Origin of the sequence: Pseudomonas sp. B21-041 (assembly GCF_024748675.1) — a bacterium.
Classification (GTDB): Bacteria; Pseudomonadota; Gammaproteobacteria; order Pseudomonadales; family Pseudomonadaceae; genus Aquipseudomonas; species Aquipseudomonas neuropathica.
The window spans coordinates 2,543,612-2,563,194 of record NZ_CP087175.1; the positions used below are offsets into that span (position 1 = coordinate 2,543,612).

Here is a 19,583-nt window from a genome sequence, read left to right on the forward strand (position 1 = left end):
GCGGGCAAGCCCGCTCCCACAGGTATTGTCGTTGAATGCAAATTTTATGTACGACACCAAACACTGTGGGAGCGGGCTTGCCCGCGATGCTTTTAAAACTTCGTCTGCACGGCCAGTTCGAAGGTGCGCGGTGTCCCCAGGTAATACGCCGGCGAAACATGCGCAAACTCGGCATACACCTCATTGGTCAGGTTACGCACGCGCCCGGTGACGGTGGTATGCGAATCAACCTTGTAGCTGAGAAAGCTGCCGAACAATGTGTACGACGGCACGGTCATGGTATTCGCAGTATCGGCATACACCGATGCCACATATCGTGCATCCACCCCACCTTGCCATTGCGGCGAAAAATCATAAGTCAGCCACAGATTGCCAACCCGATCCGGCACGTTGGTCGGCGTGTTGCCCTTGCGTGATACCACCACGCCGGCGGCATTCTTTTCGGTGAAATCATCGTATTGCGCATCGACCCAAGCGAAGTTGCCTTCAGCCAGCAGCTTGTCGGTGATCCGCAACGAGCTGGCGATCTCTAAACCTTTCGACGTCTGCTGACCGACCGGAATACTGCTGGTCGGGTCCAGCGGATCGGTCACGGCGAAGTCCTTTCGCTCAATGGTGTAGGCCGCAATCGTCGCCGAGCCGCGCCCGTTCAGATAATCAAATTTGCTGCCAATCTCCCATTGCTTACCGGTGGAAACGTCGAAGTCTTGCGTGCCGTTCGGTTGCTCGGCGGCGGTGCTGTATTGCACGTAGACGTTGGCCGACGGAATGAATTGGTAAGTCAGGCCGGCGCGGCCGGTGACTGGTTCCCAACTGCGCTTGAGGTGTTTCGGGTTGGTGGCGGTTACCGTGCGATGGTTGGTCACGTCGAGGTCAATGTCGTCATAGCGCAGGCCGGTGAGCAGCGACAGTTTGTCGGTCAACGCTAAACGGTTTTCCACGAACAATGCTTTGGTGGTGACCTCGTTGGTTTTGTCGCTGATCAGCTTGGGGTTGGTGCCCGGGATGTCGTAAAAATGCCCCGGACGGTAGTTGTTCGGGTCAACCGAGCTCGCACCTTTGACGTTCAGCGGCGAGTTGGTGGTCTGGTTGACCTTGTATTCGAAGCCCCCCGACCACGTCGTATCGAGACCGAACAGCGTGTTGTCATGGCGCAACTCGAACTGGTTGCCGTTCTGCTCGCCTTGATGACGCACCTGATACGCAGTGGAGCGATTCACCGCGGTGTTGTCGGCGTTGTACTGGTAGGTTTCGAGGTTGCGGTAATCGCGTTGGCTGTCGAGGTGGTACAGCGTATTGCGCAGGGTGGTGCTGTCGTTGATCCGGTAGTCGATGATCGAACGGACCCAGATCGTCCGCTGCTCGTAGCGACCGTCCTCGACGTTGTAGTTATTGAAGCGGTTGTGTTTATCGATCTTCAACTCGCCGGCCTTGGGATTGAGCACGGGCGTGCCCCAGTACGGACTGTCTTCGTGTTCATCCTGATATTCCAGGGCCAACGTGTGCGACAGGTCGGGTGTGAGATCGCTGAGCAGCGAGAACGCCACGCTCCAGGCATCGCGCTCCTGGCGGTCGATGTAGCCGTTGCTGGTGTTGTGACTGACGTCGAGGCGCGCGTAGTGCTGCACGTCGGCGCTCGGGTCGGTGAGGGCGTGGTTGAGGCCGAAAGCGGTTTCGCTGGTGTCGTAGGTGCCGTAGCTGACCCGGCCTTCAACCGCTTGTTCATCACGGGTGGCGAGTTTGGTCGCGTAGTTCAGCGATCCCCCCACCGAGCCTGCGCCGTTGATCAGCGACGACGGGCCGCCGACCAGTTCCACACGATCATAGATCCATGAATCGACGGGCCGCGCGAGTCCGCCGGAGACGTTGATGCCGTTGAACATCTGGGTGATCTGGCTGCTGGTGAAGCCACGATAGGAGACGAAGCCGCCGAACCCCGGCGGTGCGCTGGCGTTGACCCCAGGCAAGGTGTTGGCGGCGTCCTGGAAGTTCTGCGCGCCATGGCGTTCGATGTCATTGCGATTGGCGATGGCCACCGAGGCCGGCGTGTCGCGCACGCTCAAACCCAGTCGCGACGCCATGCCGCTGGATTGGTCGAGGCTCAGACCCGGTTCTGCGCCGGACTCGCCATCGATGGTGATCGGCGCCAGATCCACGGTGGATTGCGCCCAGACGTTAACGGACAGGCAGCCGCACAGGCTCGCCAGCAGAGTGAGTTGTTTCATCATTGAATCCTGAATGCTTGTCTAGGAGTCAGCGCACAGGCAAACGCCGCGCGTTGGCGCAGTGGGCTGACAAATCAAAAAGGCAGAGACACTCAGGCGAGCGGTGGGGCGCGAGGATTGGCCGACGGCCAGGTGAAGCGGGCAGGGAGGTCGGCGCTGACGATGGGCGCCAGTGGTGGGCTGTGTTGTTCGGGCAGGATCGCTAGCGTCAGGCTGGAGTTGAACGCCGGGCCCATGCCGCCGCCGACCGAGCACAGCGGGCAGCCAAATGCCTTGGACAGGGTCGGCAGTTGTTCTTCAGTGGGGTTGCTGGCGAGCGGCGCTTGAGTGGCCGGGTCGACTGTACAGAACTGGCCGCCGATACCGTTCAGCTGCATGCCGACCATTTGTCCGTGACCGATGCTGCAGGCGAACACGTTGAACAGGACGCAGCAATAAAGCATCCAGGCCAGTAGTGAGCGATCGGAACGGGAGAATTTCATGGGGCGGCACTTTACCGTACCGCTGATCGGTCGTGCACTTGGAAAAAATGCGACTAGGCTGATTTGTTCAAATCCCTTTCCAAGGATTTCAACCATGACCTTTGTATTGGCTCAATGGCTGGTGACAACGTTTGCGGTGATCGCCTTGATGCACGTGTATTGGGCGCTGGGTGGGCAGTGGGCGGCAGCGGTGGTGGTGCCGCAGGTGCCGGTGCGCGGATTTGTCGCAACGGTGCGGCCGGCGTTCAAGCCGTCAGGCTGGCTCACGTTGATCGTGGCGGCGGCGTTGCTGGTGATTGCTGCGTTGGTGTGTATGCGGGTTGGCTGGGGAGTGCCGGCGGTGACACACAAAGCGCTGCAATGGGTGATCAGCGCGATTGCGCTGTTGATGTTTGCCCGGGCGATTGGTGATTCGAATCTGGTCGGGTTTTTCAAGGAAGTGACGGATTCACGGTTTGCGCGGCTCGACACCTGGGTGTATTCGCCGTTGTGTGCGGTATTGGGAGCGGGGTTGTTGGCGGTGGCTTGGGTTTGAGGTGAGTCGGATATCGCTATCGCGAGCAGGCGCACTCCTACATTTGGAATGCGTTCCCCTGTAGGAGTGAGCCTGCTCGCGATGGCGTCATATCAGCCCCTACAAATCTTCAGCTACCACTCTCGGTGCGGCGGCTACTGACCTCGGCCGGCACATCATCCCCAGCCATGCGCTTGCGGAACAACGCCGCCCGCGCCAGCAGCAAAGTAGTCACCGGCACAGTAATCGCCAGCAAAACCGGAATCAGCCAGGCATGTATGACCGGCCCGGACTTCAGCGCCGAAAAACAGATGATCGATGCCAGCGCCACACACCATGCGCCTAGCGTCGAAGCCAGTGCCGGCGGATGCATGCGCTGGAAGAAATCCTTCATACGCAATAATCCGATCGCACCGATCAGCGCAAAAAGCCCGCTGAGCACCAGCAGGATCGCCACCGGAATCTCGATCCATAGCGACAATTCAGCGTTCATTCGATCACCTCGCCACGCAGCAGGAATTTCGCCAGGGCAAACGAGCCGACGAAGCCGAACAGCGCAATCAGCAGCGCCGCTTCGAAGTAAGTGTCACTCGAATACCGAATGCCAAGGGTCAGCATCATCAACATCGCGACGATGTACAGGTAGTCCAGCGCCAAGACCCGATCTTGCGCCGAAGGGCCTTTGAACAGGCGCACCAGGGTCAGCACCATCGCCAGCGAGAACAGGAACAGCGTCAGCAGGATCGCGTTCGACAGTAATGGGCTCATTCGAAAATCTCCATCAGCGGCCGCTCGTAGGTGCTCTTGAAGTGCTCGATGAACTGCGCTTCGTCATCCAGATCCCAGACGTGCAACAACAAAATGCTGCGATCCAGCGCCAGCTCTGACCATACCGTGCCGGGCACCACCGTGCAGATCATCGCCAGCGTTGCGAGGCCGTGAGCATCGCGCAGGTCCAGCGGGACTTTGACAAAGCCCGAGCGCGGAGGGCGCCGACCAGCATTGAGCACGCCCCACGCCACGATCAGGTTGGACATCACCACATCACGGCCCACGAGCAGAAACAGGCGCAGAATCGTTCCCGGACGGCGAATGCGAACTTGTTTCGGACGCAGTTTGCGCATCATCAAAGGTGCAGCAAAACCCAGTATCGCGCCGAGCAGCAGATTGCCCGGGCTGATCGACAGGTTCAGGGTCAGCCACAAGGCGCACAGCGCCAACGACAATAAAGGTGCAGGAAACACGCGCTTCATGGCTGCACCTCCAGCATCGCCGATTTGGCTTCCGGGCTCGGGACGGCGCGGGTGCCGAGCACCGCCATGACGTATTGCTGCGGGTTGTTCAGTGCCTCGGCGGTGGCCTGGGTGTAGCGCAGCAGCGGCTCAGCCTTGAAGGTCAAGACGATGCTCAGCCCCAGCAACAGGAAGATCGGCGCGCATTCGAGTTTGCGCAGCAGCGGCGAAGGGCGCTCCTCCGGGGTCCAGAAGCGCTGGATGCCGAGGCGCGAGAACGCCATCAACGACGTCAGCCCGGTGAGGATCAGCAGTGCCAGCAACGCCCAGGCCGCGTTGGATATCGGCGCGCCGGTGCCCAGGCCTAGCGGATTGAGCAAGGCGCCGATCAGGCTGAGTTTGCCGATAAATCCGGACAGCGGCGGCATGCCGATAATCAGCAAAGCGCAGGCGATGAAGCTCAGGCCGAGAAACGCCATAGTCCACGGGATAACCTGGCCGACCACGGCTTTCTGCTCGTCATCGAGGTTGATGCCTTTGGGCGGTTGCAGGGATTCCTGTGGGCGTGGCAGCAGTTCGCTTTCGTCTTCCAGCGGGATCTCGTTGGCCGAACGCGAACGTTCGATCAGTTCTGCCAGCAGGAACAGTGCACTCAGCGCCAGGGTCGAGCTGACCAGATAGAACAGCGCCGCGCCGATCAGGTTTGGCTGGGCGAAACCGACGGCCGATAACAGAATCCCCGCCGACACCAGAATGCTCAGGCTGGCCATGCGCTCCAGCCGTTGCGCGGCCAGAATCGCCAGCGCCGCACAGGCCATCGTCGCCATGCCGCCGTAGATCAGCCAGTCGCCACCAAAGAATGCCGACGCTCCGGCCTGGCCGGAAAACAACAGGGTCCACAGACGCAGCAGGGTGTACACGCCAACCTTGGTCATGATCGCGAACATCGCCGCCACCGGTGCACTGGCGGAAGAATAGGCGGGTACGAGCCAGAAGTTCAGCGGCCACATGCCGGCCTTGGCCAGGAAGGCGACAGCGAGAATCCCCGCGCCGGCGTGCAGCAAGCCGCGGTCGGCCTCCGGCACCAGTGGAATCTTCAGCGCCAGATCGGCCATGTTCAGCGTGCCGGTGACACCGTAGATCAGGGCCGCGCCAATCAGAAACAGCGACGAGGCAAGCAGGTTGATCGAGATGTAATGCAACCCCGACGAGACCCGTGCCCGACCCGAGCCGTGCAGCAACAGGCCATAAGACGCGGCGAGCAAGACTTCGAAGAATACGAACAGGTTGAACAGATCCGCCGTCAGAAACGCGCCGTACAGGCCCATCAACTGAATCTGGAACAGCGCGTGGAAGCTTGAACCGGCGCCGTCCCAACGGGCCATGGCAAACAGCAGGGCGCTGACGCCGATGATCCCGGTCAGCACCAGCATCAGCGCCGACAGGCGATCAACCACCAGCACAATGCCGAACGGCGCCTGCCAGTTGCCCGGCAGGTAAACCCCGATGGAGCCGGGCACGCCGGTGGTTTGCGTCCATTGCAGCAACAGCACCGAAATGAACAGGCCGACGAGGCTGGAGAACAGGTTGATTTTTGCCTTCAACGGTCGGTGCCGCTCGCCGAGCATCAGCATGATGGCGGCGGTCAGCAGCGGCAGCAGGATCGGTGCGGCGATCAGGTGAGTCATCGCCATCATTCCTTAGGCTCCCGGCCGTCAACGTGGTCGGTGCCGGTCAAACCGCGTGAAGCGAGCAGCACGACGAGGAACAGCGCGGTCATGGCGAAACTGATGACGATCGCGGTGAGTACCAGTGCCTGTGGCAGCGGGTCGGTGTAGTGCAACAAATCCTGGGTGACACCGTCCTTGATCACCGGCTCCTTGCCGATGAACAGGCTGCCCATGCTGAAGATGAACAGGTTGACGCCATACGACAGCAGGCACAGGCCCATGACCACCTGGAATGTCCGTGGCCGCAGTATCAGCCAGACGCCGGACGCGGCGAGCACGCCGATGGCGATTGCGATGACTTCTTCCATCAGACGGCTCCTTTACTAGCGACGGACTTGGGCAGCGATGCGGTCTTGTGACCCCGCACCGATTGGTGGGCGAGTGCGGTGAGGATCAACAGCGTCGAACCGACCACCACGCCGTACACGCCAATGTCGAAGAACAGCGCGCTGGCGACATGGATGTCACCCAGCACTGGCAAGCTGAAATGCCAGGTGTGTGTGGTCAGGAACGGATAACCGACCAGCATCGCGCCCAGACCTGTAGCGGTGGCGAATAGCAATCCGGTGCCCATCCAGCGCAACGGCCGCAGGCTCATTTGTGCCTCGACCCACTGTGTACCGGCGACCATGTATTGCAGGATGAAAGCCACCGACATCACCAGGCCGGCGACGAAACCGCCGCCCGGTTGGTTGTGCCCGCGCATGAACAGGTAGCACGACACCACCAGCGCAATCGGCAGCAGCAGACGCACCAGCACTGCCGGCACCATCATGAAGCCGAGCGCGGTGTCGCTGGCGGAACGCGGGTTGACCAGATCGGTGACCACGTCCGGTGCCAGCAAGCGTTGCTGGGCTGGCAATTGCAGGCTTTCTTTCGGAGGACGGAAGCGCCGCAGCAGGGCGAATACGGTCAGCGCCACGGCAACCAGCACGGTGATTTCGCCGAGGGTGTCGAAGCCACGGAAATCCACCAGCATCACGTTGACCACGTTGCTGCCGCCGCCCTCAGGCATGGCGCGGCTCAGGTAGAACGAGGAGATGTCGTTCGGCGTTTGCCGCGTCAGCATCGCGTAGGACAGCAGCGCCATGCCGCCGCCGACGGCAATCGACAATAGCAAGTCGCGCAGACGACGAATGCGTGCTTTGCGCAGGCTGCTCGGCAGTGGCGAGACTTCTTCGATGCGGCGTGGCAACCAGCGCAGGCCGAGCAGAATCAGCACGGTGGTGACCACTTCCACTGCCAGTTGCGTCAGGGCCAGATCCGGAGCGGAGAACCAGACGAAGGTCACGCAGGTCATCAACCCGCAGACGCTGACCATGGTCAGGGCGGCGAGACGGTGATACTTGGCTTGCCACGCGGCGCCGAGCGCGCAGGCGATGGCCAGCAACCACAGGGTCACGAAGACAATGGAACCGGGGATTTTCGGCCGGTCGCCCCAGCTCAGCGTGCTGTGCAACATCGGGATCAGGCCGGCGAGTACCGCCGCCAATACCATCAGGAACAATTGCATCTGCAGACGCTTGGTGCCGAGTCGTCGCTCCAAGCGTCGGGCCATACGCATCATGACGACCAGACTACGCTCGAACAGGCGCTTACCGTTGAAGCGCCCCACCAGTGGCGGGTATTTAAAGCGCCCGCGCTTGAGCTGTTTGCGCAACAACAGATAGACGACGATGCCGCCGGACATGGCGATCAGGCTCATGATCATTGGCGCGTTGAGGCCGTGCCAGATTGCCAGGCTGTATTCCGGCAAGGTGCCACCAACGACGGGCAGTGCTGCCGCCGCGAGCAACGGGCCGACGATTTGCGCCGGGAAAATCCCCACCAGCAAGCAGGTGAACACCAGCAACTCGACCGGCGCACGCATCCAGCGCGGCGGCTCGTGCGGGGTGTGGGGTAGGTCGGTGGCCGGCGGGCCGAAGAACACATCGACGGTGAAGCGCAACGAGTAGGCAACGCTGAATGTACCGGCGATGGTCGCGACAATCGGCAGCGCCGCTTCAACCCACGCCGTGGCATTGATGAACACGGTTTCGGCGAAGAACATCTCTTTCGACAGGAAGCCGTTAAGCAGCGGCACGCCTGCCATCGAGGCGCTGGCAACCATGGCCAGCGTCGCTGTGAAGGGAATCAGTTTGATCAGGCCGCTGAGTTTGCGGATATCGCGAGTACCGCTTTCATGGTCGATGATGCCCGCGGCCATGAACAGCGAGGCTTTGAATGTCGCGTGATTGAGGATGTGGAATACCGCCGCCACAGCGGCCAACGGACTATTGAGACCCAACAACAGCGTGATCAGGCCGAGGTGGCTGATGGTCGAGTAAGCGAGCAGACCTTTGAGATCGTTCTGGAACATCGCGCAATAGGCGCCGAGCAACAGCGTACACGCACCAGCGCCGCTGACGATGTAGAACCATTCTTCGCTGCCGGACAGCGACGGCCAAAGACGCGCGAGCAGGAAAACCCCGGCCTTGACCATGGTCGCCGAATGCAGATAGGCCGAAACCGGAGTCGGCGCCGCCATTGCGTGGGGCAGCCAGAAGTGGAAAGGGAACTGGGCGCTTTTGGTGAGGGCGCCAATGAGAATAAGGGGAAGGAGGATAGGGTAGAGCGAATGTGCGCGAATCATGTCGCCGGCGGCCAGGACCTTGTCGAGGTCATAGCTGCCGACGACATGGCCGAGAATCATGACCCCCGCCAGCAGGCATAACCCGCCGGCACCGGTGACCATCAACGCCATATAAGCACCGCGACGGGCGTCGGCGCGGTGGTGCCAGTAACCGATCAACAGGAACGAGAAGAGGCTGGTCAGCTCCCAGAAAAACACGATCTGAATCAGATTGCCGGAGATGACCAGACCGAGCATGGCGCCCATGAACGCCAGAAAAAACGCGAAGAAACGCGGCACCGGATCGTCCGGGGACATGTAATAACGGGCATAGAGAGAAACGAGCGTGCCGATGCCAAGTACCAGCATCGAAAACAGCCAGGCGAAACCGTCCATACGCAGAACGAAGTTCAGACCGAGGCTGGGCAGCCACATGAACTCTTCGCGGATCACGCCGCCGTGGGCAATTTGCGGGTACAACATCGCGACCTGGACGGTGCCGATCAAAGCGACCAGACCTGCCAACAGTGATTCGGTATTACGCGCGTTGTGAGGCAGCACCGCTGCCAGACAGCTGCCAATGAATGGCAGAAGCAGTAGAACTATCAGGGACATAGGCTTCTAATCTGCGGAAGTTTGTGAAGCATCATACGTGCCAGCTCCCCGATCACCAAACGCCAGGATGTCTCAGAATCCTACAAAGTAGTCTGGAATTTTCTGTTTGGCATTGTTTCAGGTAGATCGATGTTGCTTGGAATGGCCTCATCGCGAGCAGGCTCATTCCTACAGGGGGGAACGCATTTCAAGTGTAGGAGTGAGCCTGCTCGCGATAGCTATAGTCCAGGCACTAAAGATATTGCAGATTAACCTTGAGTTTCTCGCTCCAGCTCTGCTTCGGCTTCTGCAACCTTACCCTTGGTCTTCAATTCACTGACAATCACCGCCGCGACAATCAACCCGGCGCCCACCAGCGCAATCGCCGGCAACCGCTCCCCGGCAATCCGCCCGACAATCCCGGCCCACACCGGCTCACCGGCATAGATCAACGTCGCCCGGGTTGGCGAAACACTCTTCTGCGCCCAGTTCATCGCCACCTGAATCGCCGCACTCGCCGCGCCCAACCCCAGCGCGGTCACCAGCAGGGTCAAGGAAAAGTCCGGTATCAATTCGCCAGTCGGCACCACCAGCAGGAACGACAACACCGAAGTCGTGGCCAGTTGCACCACGGTGACCCGACGCACATCCACCTGGCCGGCGTAGGTACTGATCAAAATGATTTCGGCGGCAATCGCGATCGCACTGATCAATGTGGCGATTTCACCTGGACTGAAATTCAGCTCAGCCCCGGACGGCCCCGACAGCAGCATCAAACCGGTGAACGCCAACATGATGCCAATACTCGGCATCAAGCCCGGACGACGCCCGAGCACCAGCCATTGCAGCAACGGCACGAACGGCACATACAACGCGGTGATAAATGCAGATTGACTGCTCGGGATCGTTTGCAAGCCGACCGTCTGCAAGCCGTAACCAAGCATGATCGCCACGCCAATAAAGGCGCCGGCCTTGAGTTCGAACAGGGTCAGTTCGCGTAGATGACGCCATGAGAACAGCGCAACGATACAAGCCGCTGCCGCAAAACGCAGGCCGACAAAAAACATCGGGCCGCTGACCGTCATCGCGTGCTGCACCAGCAGGAACGTGCCGCCCCAGACCATGGTAATCAGCACCAGCACGCACTCGGCTTTGCTGAAACGAGAGAAACGGAGGGGAGTGGGGGAGCTGTTCTGCGACGTCATGACCTTGCGCACTATAAAAAGGAGGCCGCACAATGCGCCCAACGTTGCGCAGTATACTGCCCAACCTCACCGAGTGAGCAATATAGTGCACAAAGATTCAATGCAACGGGCATCCGTCCTGCAACACGTCAGCCAGAACGTCCGGCGTCTGCGGCATGCCGCCGACCTGAGTCAGACCGCGCTGGCAGAAAAGTCCGGTGTCAGTCGGCGAATGCTGGTGGCGATCGAGGCGGGCGAGAAGAATGTCAGCCTGACCACCCTTGATCGCGTCGCCGAAGCGCTCGATGTAGCGTTCAGCGATCTGATCCAGGCGCCGGATGCGCGTGATCCGAGCCGCATCAATGAGGTGGCCTGGGCGGGCACTCACCCAGGCAGCAAAGCGGTGCTGCTCTCCAAAGCCACGGCGACGCGCGAAGTCGAGCAATGGGAATGGTGCCTGCAACCGGGCGAGGTCTACCCCTCGCAAGCCGATGCCGAGGGCTGGAGCGAGCAGATTTTCGTCTTTGAGGGTTGCCTGACCCTGATGCTCGGCGATCAGCCGCAGCACATCGGCACGGGCGAGTTTTTTATGTTTGCCAGTAACCAGCCGCATTCCTATCGCAACGATGGGGATGTGCCGGCGCGGTTTGTTCGTAATGTGGTGATTTGAATGAATCAGCGTGCAGACATCCTGATTATCGGCGGCGGCCTCAGCGGCACGATGCTGGCCGTGCAATTGTTGCGTCTGCCGGGCCGGCGCCATGTCCTGATTATCGAACCGCGTGCCGAGATCGGTCGAGGCGAGGCCTATAGCGCGGTCGAGTTGGGTCACACGCTCAACGGCAACGCCGCGCGGATGAGCGTTGATCCGGATAATCCCGATGACCTGACGCAGTGGCTCACCGAGCACATTACTGCTGGCGGCTGGCCAGAGTCTGCCGAGCAGAAGGTGCCGATCAGTGAACTGTTTCCGCCGCGTGGATTGTTCGGGGTCTATGTGCAGCAGCGCTTGGCCGAAGCGCGCCTTGTCGGTGCGAGAAATGGCTCGAACGTTGAACACCTTCGCGCGGAGGTCGTCGACCTGCAAGTCGAGGCCGATTCAGTGCAGCTCACACTGAGCAATGGTCAGGCACTGCGCGGTGGCTACGCGGTCTTGGCGACTGGAATGTTCCCGGCCGCGCGAACCCCGCAGAAAACCTCCAGTGGTCTCAACGCCGCAGCGCTGGATCCGTGGGATGTCGCGGAGATGCGTCAACTTGACCCGCAATCGACCGTATTGATCATCGGCTCTGGCCTGACCATGGTCGATGCCGTGGTGTCGTTGGAGCAGGCCGGGCATCGCGGGCCAATTGAAGTGTTTTCCCGGCACGGTTTGTTGCCCCATGTGCGCCGACAACCGCCGGCCTGGATGGATTTTCTTGGCGACGATCACAGCCTGTGCACGCCTCGGCAGCTGTTGCGCGAATTGCGTCGGCAATGCCAGGCAGCCATCGCACAAGGCATCGATTGGCAAGCGCCGCTGGACACGGTTCGCGTGCACATCGCCCGCTTATGGAGCCAGGCGACTGACACGCAGCGTCGACAATTCGTACGGCATGTACGTCCGTGGTGGGAAAGTCATCACCACCGTTCGCCGCCGTTGAGTGCGGCGCTGGTTGAACGGTTGCATGCAGAAGGACGGTTGCGGATTCAGGCGGCTTCGTTCAAAGGGCTTGTGCCGAGTCCGCAAGGTGGCGTCAGCATTTGTATTCGGCGTCGCGGTGAGTCTGGAACTTGTGTAGTGCAGGGCGCTGCACTGATTAATTCCAGTGGCATCGAATACGACTGGCGCCGCGTGGCACGACCGTTGCCGCAGCAGTTACTGGCGCGGGGTTTGGTGCAGCCGGGGCCATTGGCGCTGGGAATCGCAGCGGCAGTGGATGGCGCGGTGCTGGATGCCGAGGGGCGTGCGACTGGCCGGTTGTTTGCCATGGGGCCGCCATTGCGCGGGATGTGGTGGGAAAGCACGGCGGTGACGGATGTGGCGTTGCAGGCCAAGGCGTTGGCGGCGCGGTTGGTGGGATAAGGTTGATAGTGTTCTTTCGGGCCTCTTCGCGAGCAGGCTCGCTCCCACAGGGGGACTTGGGTTGTAAACACCCTTTGCGCTACACACCAGACCCTGTGGGAGCGAGCCTGCTCGCGAAATCGGTGGATCAGTCGACATCACAGCGACTGATATACCGCTATCGCGAGCAGGCTCGCTCCTACATTTGTTGCGTGGTAACCGAAAGAGTTACGCCACCACTCGATAACACGGCACATACGCCGCGCCACCCGGCAGTTTCATCCGGTGCTGGGCGACGAAAGCTTTGAGCAGCGCATCGAGCGGTTGCATGATCGCCGCATCACCACGGATCTGGTACGGCCCGTGTTCTTCGATCAGGCGAATGCCCTTGTCCTTGACGTTGCCGGCGACAATGCCCGAGAACGCTCGGCGTAGGTTGGCCGCCAGTTCGTGCGGTGGCTGGTCGCGGTGCAGTTTCAGGTTGGCCATGTTTTCGTGGGTCGGATCGAACGGGCGCTGGAAGCCTTCGTCGATTTTCAGCAGCCAGTTGAAGTGGAACGCATCGTTACGCTCGCGGCGGAACTGCTTCACCGCTTTCAGGCCTTGAGTCATCTGCCGCGCCACCTCGGCCGGGTCGTCGATGATGATTTCGTAGTGCTGCTTGGCCGCTTCGCCCAAGGTCGCGGTGACGAAGGCGTCGAGTTGTTCCAGATACGGCGCGGCATGTTTCGGCCCGGTGAGGATCACCGGGAACGGCAGCCCCTTGTTGTCCGGGTGCATCAGGATGCCCAACAGATAGAGGAACTCTTCAGCCGTACCGGCGCCGCCTGGGAAAATGATGATGCCGTGGCCAACGCGCACGAAGGCTTCCAGACGTTTCTCGATGTCCGGCAGGATCACCAGCTCGTTGACGATCGGGTTCGGCGCTTCGGCAGCAATGATGCCCGGCTCGGTCAAACCCAGGTAACGACCGCCATGAATACGCTGTTTGGCGTGGGCAATGGTCGCGCCTTTCATCGGGCCTTTCATCACGCCGGGGCCGCAGCCGGTGCAGATGTCGAGGCTGCGCAGGCCCAGTTCGTGGCCGACTTTCTTGGTGTATTTGTATTCTTCGGTGTTGATCGAGTGGCCGCCCCAGCACACGACGATTTTCGGCTCGACACCCGGACGCAACGTGCGCGCATTGCGCAGCAGGTGGAAGACGTAATCACTGATGCCTTGCGAGGTGCTCAGGTCGATGCGTTGGCTGTCGAGTTCGTTTTCGGTGTAGACGATGTCGCGCAGGGCGCTGAACAACATTTCGCGGGTGCTGGCGATCATTTCGCCGTCAACGAAGGCGTCGGCCGGAGCGTTCAGCAGCTCCAGGCGTACACCGCGATCCTGCTGGTGAATGCGGATTTCGAAGTCCTTGTAGGCTTCGAGGATGGTCTTGGCGTTATCGACATGGGCGCCGGTGTTGAGGATGGCCAGGGCGCACTGGCGGAAGAGGGTGTAGGTGCTACCGGATCCGGCTTCGCTCAGTTGCTGAACTTCACGTTGAGAAAGGGTTTCCAGGCTGCCTTTCGGGCTCACCGAGGCATTGATTACGTGTCGTTGGGTCATGCAATGATCCTTAAAACGATGTCATCTCAAGACTAGGCGATGGCATCCGAATAGTGTGTATCCATGAATGAAGATGGCACGATCTGCGCTGTACCGCCATGTCCCCGTTGGACGCTGAAAAGATGAAAAGGAGCCCCAGCATAGCTAAATCCGCGGTAGAGGCGATAATGCGCCGGCCGGTTTTTTCAGTTAGCCCTTTTGTCGCTCGAGGAAGTCATTTGTGATGTTCGAGATTCAGCCGATGGATGCCGCCACTTTTCGCCAGCAGACCCGCCGCAGCACGATCATCATCGCCGTGCTGTTCCTGGTGCTGGCGATGTTGTTTTCCAGCGTGGCGGTGGCGCTGTTCGGCGAGCCTGGCGGCGATAACCTGCGCTTCAATGTCGGCGGCGTGTTTGTGGCGTTTCTGCTGACCGCAGCGTTACTGCGCGGGCGCTTCTGGAATCAGAGCTGGATGGCGCCAGCGGTGTACAGCTGGCGGCTCAAGCGCAATCTGATGAGCATCACCAACGTCATGCATCAGGTCACTGCAGCCGTGGAGCAGAATGATCCGACGGCCATGAAGGTTCTGCGCTTTTACCATCTCGGGTTAACGCAAATGCACGAACTGGACGGCAACTCCAGTGATCACGGGCAACTGTGGCGAGAAGTTGAAACGCACAAGGAGCGGATGCAGGCGCTGGGACTCGATACCGAGCAGACGCGCCTGGATCCGGCCTGGCTGGAGGCGTTGAAGCCAACTTCGCGCTGAAACGTCCGCAGTATAAGTTTCAGCCAAAGATCATTGAGCGATGAGTGCCTGCACCGGCGCGGGCCCCATCGCCAACTGCTAGCGCTACTGAACCGGCAGCCAATGCCGCATCTCCGCAGGCAAATACGCCGGCGACGCTGGTTTGTTGTGTCGCGTCAGTCTGAATAAACGGCCCCATCGGGCCATCCTCGAATGTACATCCCAATTGTTCAGCCAGCGGGCTGGCCATGCGTGTGCGCGGCATGGCAAACAGGCCTGCAACGGCGATGACCTGACCATCGCTGAGCACCACGTCCGCACGCTCGCCACGGATGTGACTGACCGGCCGGGTTTCCAGAATTACACCGCGGCGATCCAGTTCCGCCAATTGTTCGGCATCCGGCTCGAAGACACCGTTGGTGAAGAACGTGGTCGGACCCCAATCCGGCAGTAGCAGGGCGTGATGAATCGACATGGGTGACGTCGCCAATACGCCGATCGCGCCTTGATTCAGTTCATAACCGTGGCAGTAGGGGCAATGGAAAACACTTTGGCCCCAGCGATGCCTGAGACCGTCGATGTCCGGCAACTCGTCGATGACGCCCGAGGCCAGGATCAGTCGCTTGGCGCTGAGCCATTGGCCGCTCTCTGTGCGCAAATCGAATCCGCTGTCAGTCCGAGTCGCTTCAACTGCTGTATCCGTTAGCCATTGCACGCTGGGGTAAGCCAGTAATTGTGCGCGTGCTTCGTCAGCAATTTGCTCCGGAGCACGTCCATCCTGGCCGAGGAAACCGTGGGATGTTTCGGCAAAACGGTTGCGTCGCAGGCCCGAATCCAGCACCAGCACATTGCGTCGGGCGCGGGCCAGTTGCAGGCCGGCGGACAGCCCGGCATAGCTGCCGCCAACGATGATGACGTCGTACACCATGAGCGAATCTCCTCTTGAGTTTTCAAGGCACACCGTAAGTTACGAGAAATATTGCTGTCAATAGTCTCGTAACTTCAGACCTTGCAAGCGATACTCGGCGCATCTTCTCAAAGGCTTGAAAAAAGGATCATCGATGAGAAACGACACGCGGTTATCGCGCATGCTCCATGTGTTGATTCACATGGCCCGCCATGAAAAGCGCGCGACCTCGGAAACCATCGCCGGCATGCTTGGCACCAACCCGGTAGTGGTGCGGCGCACCATGGGTTTGCTCAAGGAGCAGGGTTTTGTGACGTCAGAGAAGGGCCATCAGGGCGGCTGGGCGCTGGCCAAACCGCTGGCGCAGATCACCCTGCTGGATATCCACCAAGCGTTGGGCACGCAGTCGATTTTTTCCATCGGTTTGTCGACGGATCACCCGGAGTGTCTGGTCGAGCAAGCGGTGAACGCCGCACTGACCCGAACCTTCGATGAGGCGCAGGCGCTGTTGCTGTCGCGGTTGGGCGGCATCACCCTGGCGGACCTGGCAGCGGATTTCGAGGCCCGCTTCAAGTCAGTCGGCGAGGATAATTAAAGCGGTGAAGCGGCGCGACGATGTTTCCATGAGCGAATTGCCCGCCCGTACACCAGCAGGTTGACCGCCAGCACCACGCTGCCGAGTGCCAGTTGAATCTGCGGGGTGAGCCCGGCCGGATAGATGATCGGCCAGATGTAATGCTCGATGAAGCCGCCGGCATATTCGGTCTGCCCGGCGGCGTGGCGCATGAGATTTTCCCAGTAAGTCAGCGGGCAGGTCAGATGCAGCACCTCGACCGCCACGCCCCAAGCAGCGGCCGGCAAATGCAGCCACATCACCCGTGGCCATTTGAGGACCAGCAGCCCGCCAAACAGCACAAACAGAATGAAGGACAAATGAAACAGCACCAGCCCGTCGGCTGCGATTCGGTACAGCATGTCGTCTCCCTGACGCGGTTGTGAATGGCGCTATGTTACGCCGCTCAGGGCATTAAAGGTCAGTGCGAAAGTCAGCGAATTGCGCGCGCATCCGGCCGATTTCCCACAAGTGCGCAAGATTGTTCAAGCCAGAAAAGCGAAATGGCTGGCACAGTCTTCGACCGTTTTCCTGGTTGAAGAACGTTTATGTCTGATTCACTTATGCCGCGCAGTGCGTTCCTTCGCGGCGCTGTGGCGATCATGCCGTTGTCTCTGGCCACCGCGCCGTGGGGACTGTTGGCCGGCTCGATGGCGATCGAAGCCAACCTTACGCCGCTGCAAGGCCAAGGCTTGTCGAGCATCGTGTTTGCCGGGGCGGCGCAATTGGTGGCGATCGGTATGCTCAAGGGCGGGGCGGGTATTTTTTCGATTCTGTTGACCACGCTGCTGCTGACTTCACAGCACTTGCTGTATGGCATGAGCATGCGTTCGGTGATTTCGCCACTGCCGGGGCGCTGGCGCATCGGGCTGGGCTTTTTGCTCACCGACGAGTTGTTTGCACTGACCAGTCAACATGATCGTCAACAATTCAATCGCTGGTATGCGCTCGGCGTCGGCCTGACGTTCTACATCGCCTGGAACCTGTTCACCCTCGCCGGCATTGTCCTTGGCAGCAGCATTCCGGGGCTTGAGCACCTGGGGCTGGACTTCTCGATTGCCGCCACCTTCATTGCCCTGATTACACCGGTAGTGCGCAACGTGCCGACGGTGGTTTGCGTGGCAGTGTCGCTGTTTTGTTCGGTGTTGTTCAGTTACTGGCAATGGGGCTCGGCGCTGGTGTTGTCCGGTCTGGCCGGGATGACGGCAGGGTTTATCTGCAACAAGCTGTATCGGGAGCGCACATGATGGTTTGGGCGGTGATTTTCGGCATGGGGATTCTGGTGTTTCTCAATCGCTACGTGTTTCTTGAACCGCGTTTGCCGGTGCGCTTGAGTAGTAATGCGCGGCAGTTTCTCGGTTTTGCAGTACCGGGGATGCTCACCGCGATCTGCGGGCCGATTGTCTTCATGCCGGACAAACAGCTGAATCTGCAGTGGGACAATCCGTACCTGCTTAGTTCGCTGGTAGCGATCGCTCTGGTGATTTACACGCGCAGTACTTTGCTCAGTATGTTGTTGAGCATGGCGTTCTTCTTTTTGCTGCGGTGGTGGTTGTAAGTTGTGCGTTTGAAACTGTTCTACGCTTCAAGGATAACGGGTAACTGATGACGGGAGGTGTACATGACGACTGAGCCAAAGCAGCCAGAGACGGATGACCAAGACACGGATCAACCGACGCAAGAAGAAATAGAGCGGGAGAAACACAACGAACAGACCTGGAAGCGCGATGAATCCACAGAGCTTTCAGATCCAGACCGCAAGTTTTGAAGATTTTTACGAAAAAGCCCCGCACATGCGGGGCTTTTTTTGGGTTCAGAGATCGTCCAGCTGCGTGAAATCGGGGTGTGAAGCCCGATATCCCAATGTTCGGTCGATCCATGCGTTCAGCTCGTTGACCATCACCGGCGCGTGGCCGGGATACCCTTCGAGGGTGGTGCGCAGGATGCGTTCGATATCGGGAACGGCACGCAGGTTTCGGGTCTTGATGTAGTGGCCGATAAAACAGTCGAGTTCAAAGCGTTCTGTCATGGACAGATAAATACACTCCAGGCCGCTGACCTGTTTGATTGCAAAATCGTCGCGCAACTTATTTCTCTGCAAGGCTTGTAGACGTTGTGGGGATTCCTGGTTTGTTGACTCTTTGGTCAACTGGTATACCAATCGGAAAGGCGGCGCGCATGCTAGCCGTAGTGCATCTAAATGTATGTATGACGGTTGAAATGTCAGACAGGCGGTTTGTTCACTCGAACGTGTGTTTTATTTGCAGCGTTTCAAAGATGAAACAGAGTTTGTAACGGCAGTGATTCGCCTTTATGAGTCGCTGAAGGTTGCAATAGTTTTATTCTTCTAACGCTGCGTCAAAAGATCGCAGCCTTCGGCAGCTCCTACATGGATAGACGCGTCAAGGCGGTAAATGTTTAAGTCTCCTCGATAATCAAACTGGCCCCCTGATTGCGCACGTTACCGACGGCTTTACCGACTTTGTACCACTCGAACACTTCACTGCCTTCACCTTCGAACAACAGCATTTGCTCGGCGCGTTCAACGGGTGTCGCGGGGTCGAGCCATTCGCGCACCAACTCTGCGCGGAACACCACCGGTCGGCGATCGTGGATATCGAGCATGCCGCCGGCGGCATCGGCGGTGATGATCACGAAACCGTCGTCGTCTCGGGCCGCTGTTTCGGCTGTCGGAAATTGGCCAATGGCAGCGCAGAAAACCGCCCCATGATCCGCCCGACGAATCAGCCACGGTTGTCGGGATTTGTCTTCGCTATCAACCCATTCAAACCAGTTGTCCACGGGCACAATCAAGCGATGTCGCCAGATCGCCCGGAAGAACGGTCCGTGGGCGACTTTCTCTACCCGGGCATTAATCGGTGGTGGGCGATCCTTGGCCCAATGCGGGCGCCAGCCCCAGCGCAGATTGTCGGCTTGCAGGTGTTGCTCTTGTTGATGCAGGACGGCCAGCGCGGTGGTCGGCGCCGCGTTGTAACGATTGAGCGGTGCATCGCCGACGTGATTGATCAACGCGTCAGGAATGCTCAGCACGGCGACAAAGTCGTGAATGCCACGGTACTGCGAGAGTCTTCCGCACATGGCTGAATCTCCGGTT

At 59.7% G+C, this 19,583-nt stretch carries 22 protein-coding genes; 8 read left to right on the plus strand and 14 right to left on the minus strand.

Annotated elements, in window-relative coordinates; translation table 11 throughout:
* Positions 1-92: 92 nt before the first annotated feature.
* The gene (locus tag LOY43_RS11310; RefSeq protein WP_258709646.1) at positions 93-2,225 is read right to left on the minus strand and encodes a TonB-dependent siderophore receptor; all 2,133 of its coding nucleotides are present in this window, start codon (positions 2,223-2,225) and stop codon (positions 93-95) included.
* 92 nt (positions 2,226-2,317) lie between these two features.
* Positions 2,318-2,707, minus strand: a complete 390-nt coding sequence (locus LOY43_RS11315) for a DUF2946 domain-containing protein (protein ID WP_016982997.1) — start codon at positions 2,705-2,707, stop codon at positions 2,318-2,320.
* A 94-nt stretch (positions 2,708-2,801) separates the two neighbouring features.
* Here LOY43_RS11315 and LOY43_RS11320 point away from each other — a divergent pair, with 94 nt between their 5' ends.
* A complete protein-coding gene (locus LOY43_RS11320) occupies positions 2,802-3,242 on the plus strand; it encodes a DUF3995 domain-containing protein (RefSeq protein WP_095050003.1) in 441 nt (146 codons plus the stop codon).
* Positions 3,243-3,351: 109 nt separating this feature from the next.
* Here the strand turns inward: LOY43_RS11320 and LOY43_RS11325 are convergent, their stop codons facing one another.
* The 7 genes from LOY43_RS11325 to LOY43_RS11355 all read right to left on the minus strand — a co-directional run bounded on the left by LOY43_RS11325 (position 3,352) and on the right by LOY43_RS11355 (position 10,593).
* Entirely contained in the window at positions 3,352-3,714 is a 363-nt protein-coding gene (locus tag LOY43_RS11325; protein ID WP_093437301.1) for a Na+/H+ antiporter subunit G, read from the minus strand.
* Entirely contained in the window at positions 3,711-3,989 is a 279-nt protein-coding gene (locus tag LOY43_RS11330) for a K+/H+ antiporter subunit F (protein ID WP_007910754.1), read from the minus strand. Before LOY43_RS11330 ends, LOY43_RS11325 begins: the two co-directional genes overlap by 4 nt.
* Positions 3,986-4,474, minus strand: coding sequence for a Na+/H+ antiporter subunit E (locus tag LOY43_RS11335; protein ID WP_095050004.1), 489 nt, complete (start codon positions 4,472-4,474; stop codon positions 3,986-3,988). Before LOY43_RS11335 ends, LOY43_RS11330 begins: the two co-directional genes overlap by 4 nt.
* Positions 4,471-6,150, minus strand: a complete 1,680-nt coding sequence (locus tag LOY43_RS11340; RefSeq protein WP_095050005.1) for a monovalent cation/H+ antiporter subunit D — start codon at positions 6,148-6,150, stop codon at positions 4,471-4,473. The genes LOY43_RS11335 and LOY43_RS11340 overlap by 4 nt, the downstream gene beginning before the upstream one ends.
* Positions 6,147-6,491: a Na+/H+ antiporter subunit C gene (locus LOY43_RS11345; RefSeq protein WP_007910763.1), complete on the minus strand. Its 345-nt coding sequence runs from the start codon at positions 6,489-6,491 to the stop codon at positions 6,147-6,149. The genes LOY43_RS11340 and LOY43_RS11345 overlap by 4 nt, the downstream gene beginning before the upstream one ends.
* Entirely contained in the window at positions 6,491-9,409 is a 2,919-nt protein-coding gene (locus LOY43_RS11350) for a monovalent cation/H+ antiporter subunit A (protein ID WP_258709647.1), read from the minus strand. The genes LOY43_RS11345 and LOY43_RS11350 overlap by 1 nt, the downstream gene beginning before the upstream one ends.
* A gap of 248 nt (positions 9,410-9,657) precedes the next feature.
* Positions 9,658-10,593, minus strand: coding sequence for a DMT family transporter (locus LOY43_RS11355; RefSeq protein WP_258709648.1), 936 nt, complete (start codon positions 10,591-10,593; stop codon positions 9,658-9,660).
* An 85-nt stretch (positions 10,594-10,678) separates the two neighbouring features.
* On the opposite strand from LOY43_RS11355, the gene LOY43_RS11360 reads away from it, so the two are divergent.
* Together LOY43_RS11360 and LOY43_RS11365 are read left to right on the plus strand one after the other, a co-directional pair.
* Entirely contained in the window at positions 10,679-11,242 is a 564-nt protein-coding gene (locus LOY43_RS11360; RefSeq protein ID WP_093437325.1) for a helix-turn-helix domain-containing protein, read from the plus strand.
* Positions 11,243-12,637, plus strand: a complete 1,395-nt coding sequence (locus tag LOY43_RS11365; RefSeq protein WP_258709649.1) for an FAD/NAD(P)-binding protein — start codon at positions 11,243-11,245, stop codon at positions 12,635-12,637.
* A gap of 207 nt (positions 12,638-12,844) precedes the next feature.
* Here LOY43_RS11365 and ppnN read toward each other — a convergent pair whose 3' ends face one another.
* Positions 12,845-14,218: a nucleotide 5'-monophosphate nucleosidase PpnN gene (gene ppnN, locus LOY43_RS11370; protein WP_034152412.1), complete on the minus strand. Its 1,374-nt coding sequence runs from the start codon at positions 14,216-14,218 to the stop codon at positions 12,845-12,847.
* Positions 14,219-14,441: 223 nt separating this feature from the next.
* On the opposite strand from ppnN, the gene LOY43_RS11375 reads away from it, so the two are divergent.
* Complete coding sequence (locus LOY43_RS11375; RefSeq protein WP_095050009.1) at positions 14,442-14,969, plus strand: DUF3087 domain-containing protein; 528 nt, start codon at positions 14,442-14,444, stop codon at positions 14,967-14,969.
* A 19-nt stretch (positions 14,970-14,988) separates the two neighbouring features.
* Here the strand turns inward: LOY43_RS11375 and LOY43_RS11380 are convergent, their stop codons facing one another.
* On the minus strand, positions 14,989-15,876 hold the full coding sequence (locus LOY43_RS11380; RefSeq protein WP_258709650.1) for an NAD(P)/FAD-dependent oxidoreductase: 888 nt from the start codon (positions 15,874-15,876) through the stop codon (positions 14,989-14,991).
* A 133-nt stretch (positions 15,877-16,009) separates the two neighbouring features.
* Between LOY43_RS11380 and LOY43_RS11385 the strand changes: the two genes are divergently transcribed.
* Entirely contained in the window at positions 16,010-16,450 is a 441-nt protein-coding gene (locus LOY43_RS11385; RefSeq protein ID WP_095120329.1) for an Rrf2 family transcriptional regulator, read from the plus strand.
* On the opposite strand, the gene LOY43_RS11390 is transcribed toward LOY43_RS11385, so the two are convergent.
* On the minus strand, positions 16,447-16,830 hold the full coding sequence (locus LOY43_RS11390; RefSeq protein ID WP_095125725.1) for a DUF2784 domain-containing protein: 384 nt from the start codon (positions 16,828-16,830) through the stop codon (positions 16,447-16,449). The genes LOY43_RS11385 and LOY43_RS11390 overlap by 4 nt on opposite strands.
* 186 nt (positions 16,831-17,016) lie before the next feature.
* Here LOY43_RS11390 and LOY43_RS11395 point away from each other — a divergent pair, with 186 nt between their 5' ends.
* The 3 genes from LOY43_RS11395 (at position 17,017) to LOY43_RS11405 (ending at position 18,236) form a co-directional block, all read left to right on the plus strand.
* The gene (locus LOY43_RS11395; RefSeq protein WP_186623563.1) at positions 17,017-17,715 is read left to right on the plus strand and encodes an AzlC family ABC transporter permease; all 699 of its coding nucleotides are present in this window, start codon (positions 17,017-17,019) and stop codon (positions 17,713-17,715) included.
* A complete protein-coding gene (locus LOY43_RS11400; protein ID WP_174244501.1) occupies positions 17,715-18,026 on the plus strand; it encodes an AzlD domain-containing protein in 312 nt (103 codons plus the stop codon). Before LOY43_RS11395 ends, LOY43_RS11400 begins: the two co-directional genes overlap by 1 nt.
* A 63-nt stretch (positions 18,027-18,089) precedes the next feature.
* Positions 18,090-18,236: a hypothetical protein gene (locus LOY43_RS11405; RefSeq protein WP_175559648.1), complete on the plus strand. Its 147-nt coding sequence runs from the start codon at positions 18,090-18,092 to the stop codon at positions 18,234-18,236.
* Between the two features lie 45 nt (positions 18,237-18,281).
* On the opposite strand, the gene LOY43_RS11410 is transcribed toward LOY43_RS11405, so the two are convergent.
* Both LOY43_RS11410 and LOY43_RS11415 read right to left on the minus strand, forming a co-directional pair.
* Positions 18,282-18,554 carry a hypothetical protein gene (locus LOY43_RS11410; protein ID WP_093437355.1) on the minus strand — a complete coding sequence of 91 codons (273 nt, stop codon included), beginning with the start codon at positions 18,552-18,554 and terminating at the stop codon, positions 18,282-18,284.
* Between the two features lie 332 nt (positions 18,555-18,886).
* Positions 18,887-19,567, minus strand: a complete 681-nt coding sequence (locus LOY43_RS11415; protein ID WP_258709651.1) for an SOS response-associated peptidase — start codon at positions 19,565-19,567, stop codon at positions 18,887-18,889.
* Between the last annotated feature and the right edge of the window lie 16 nt (positions 19,568-19,583).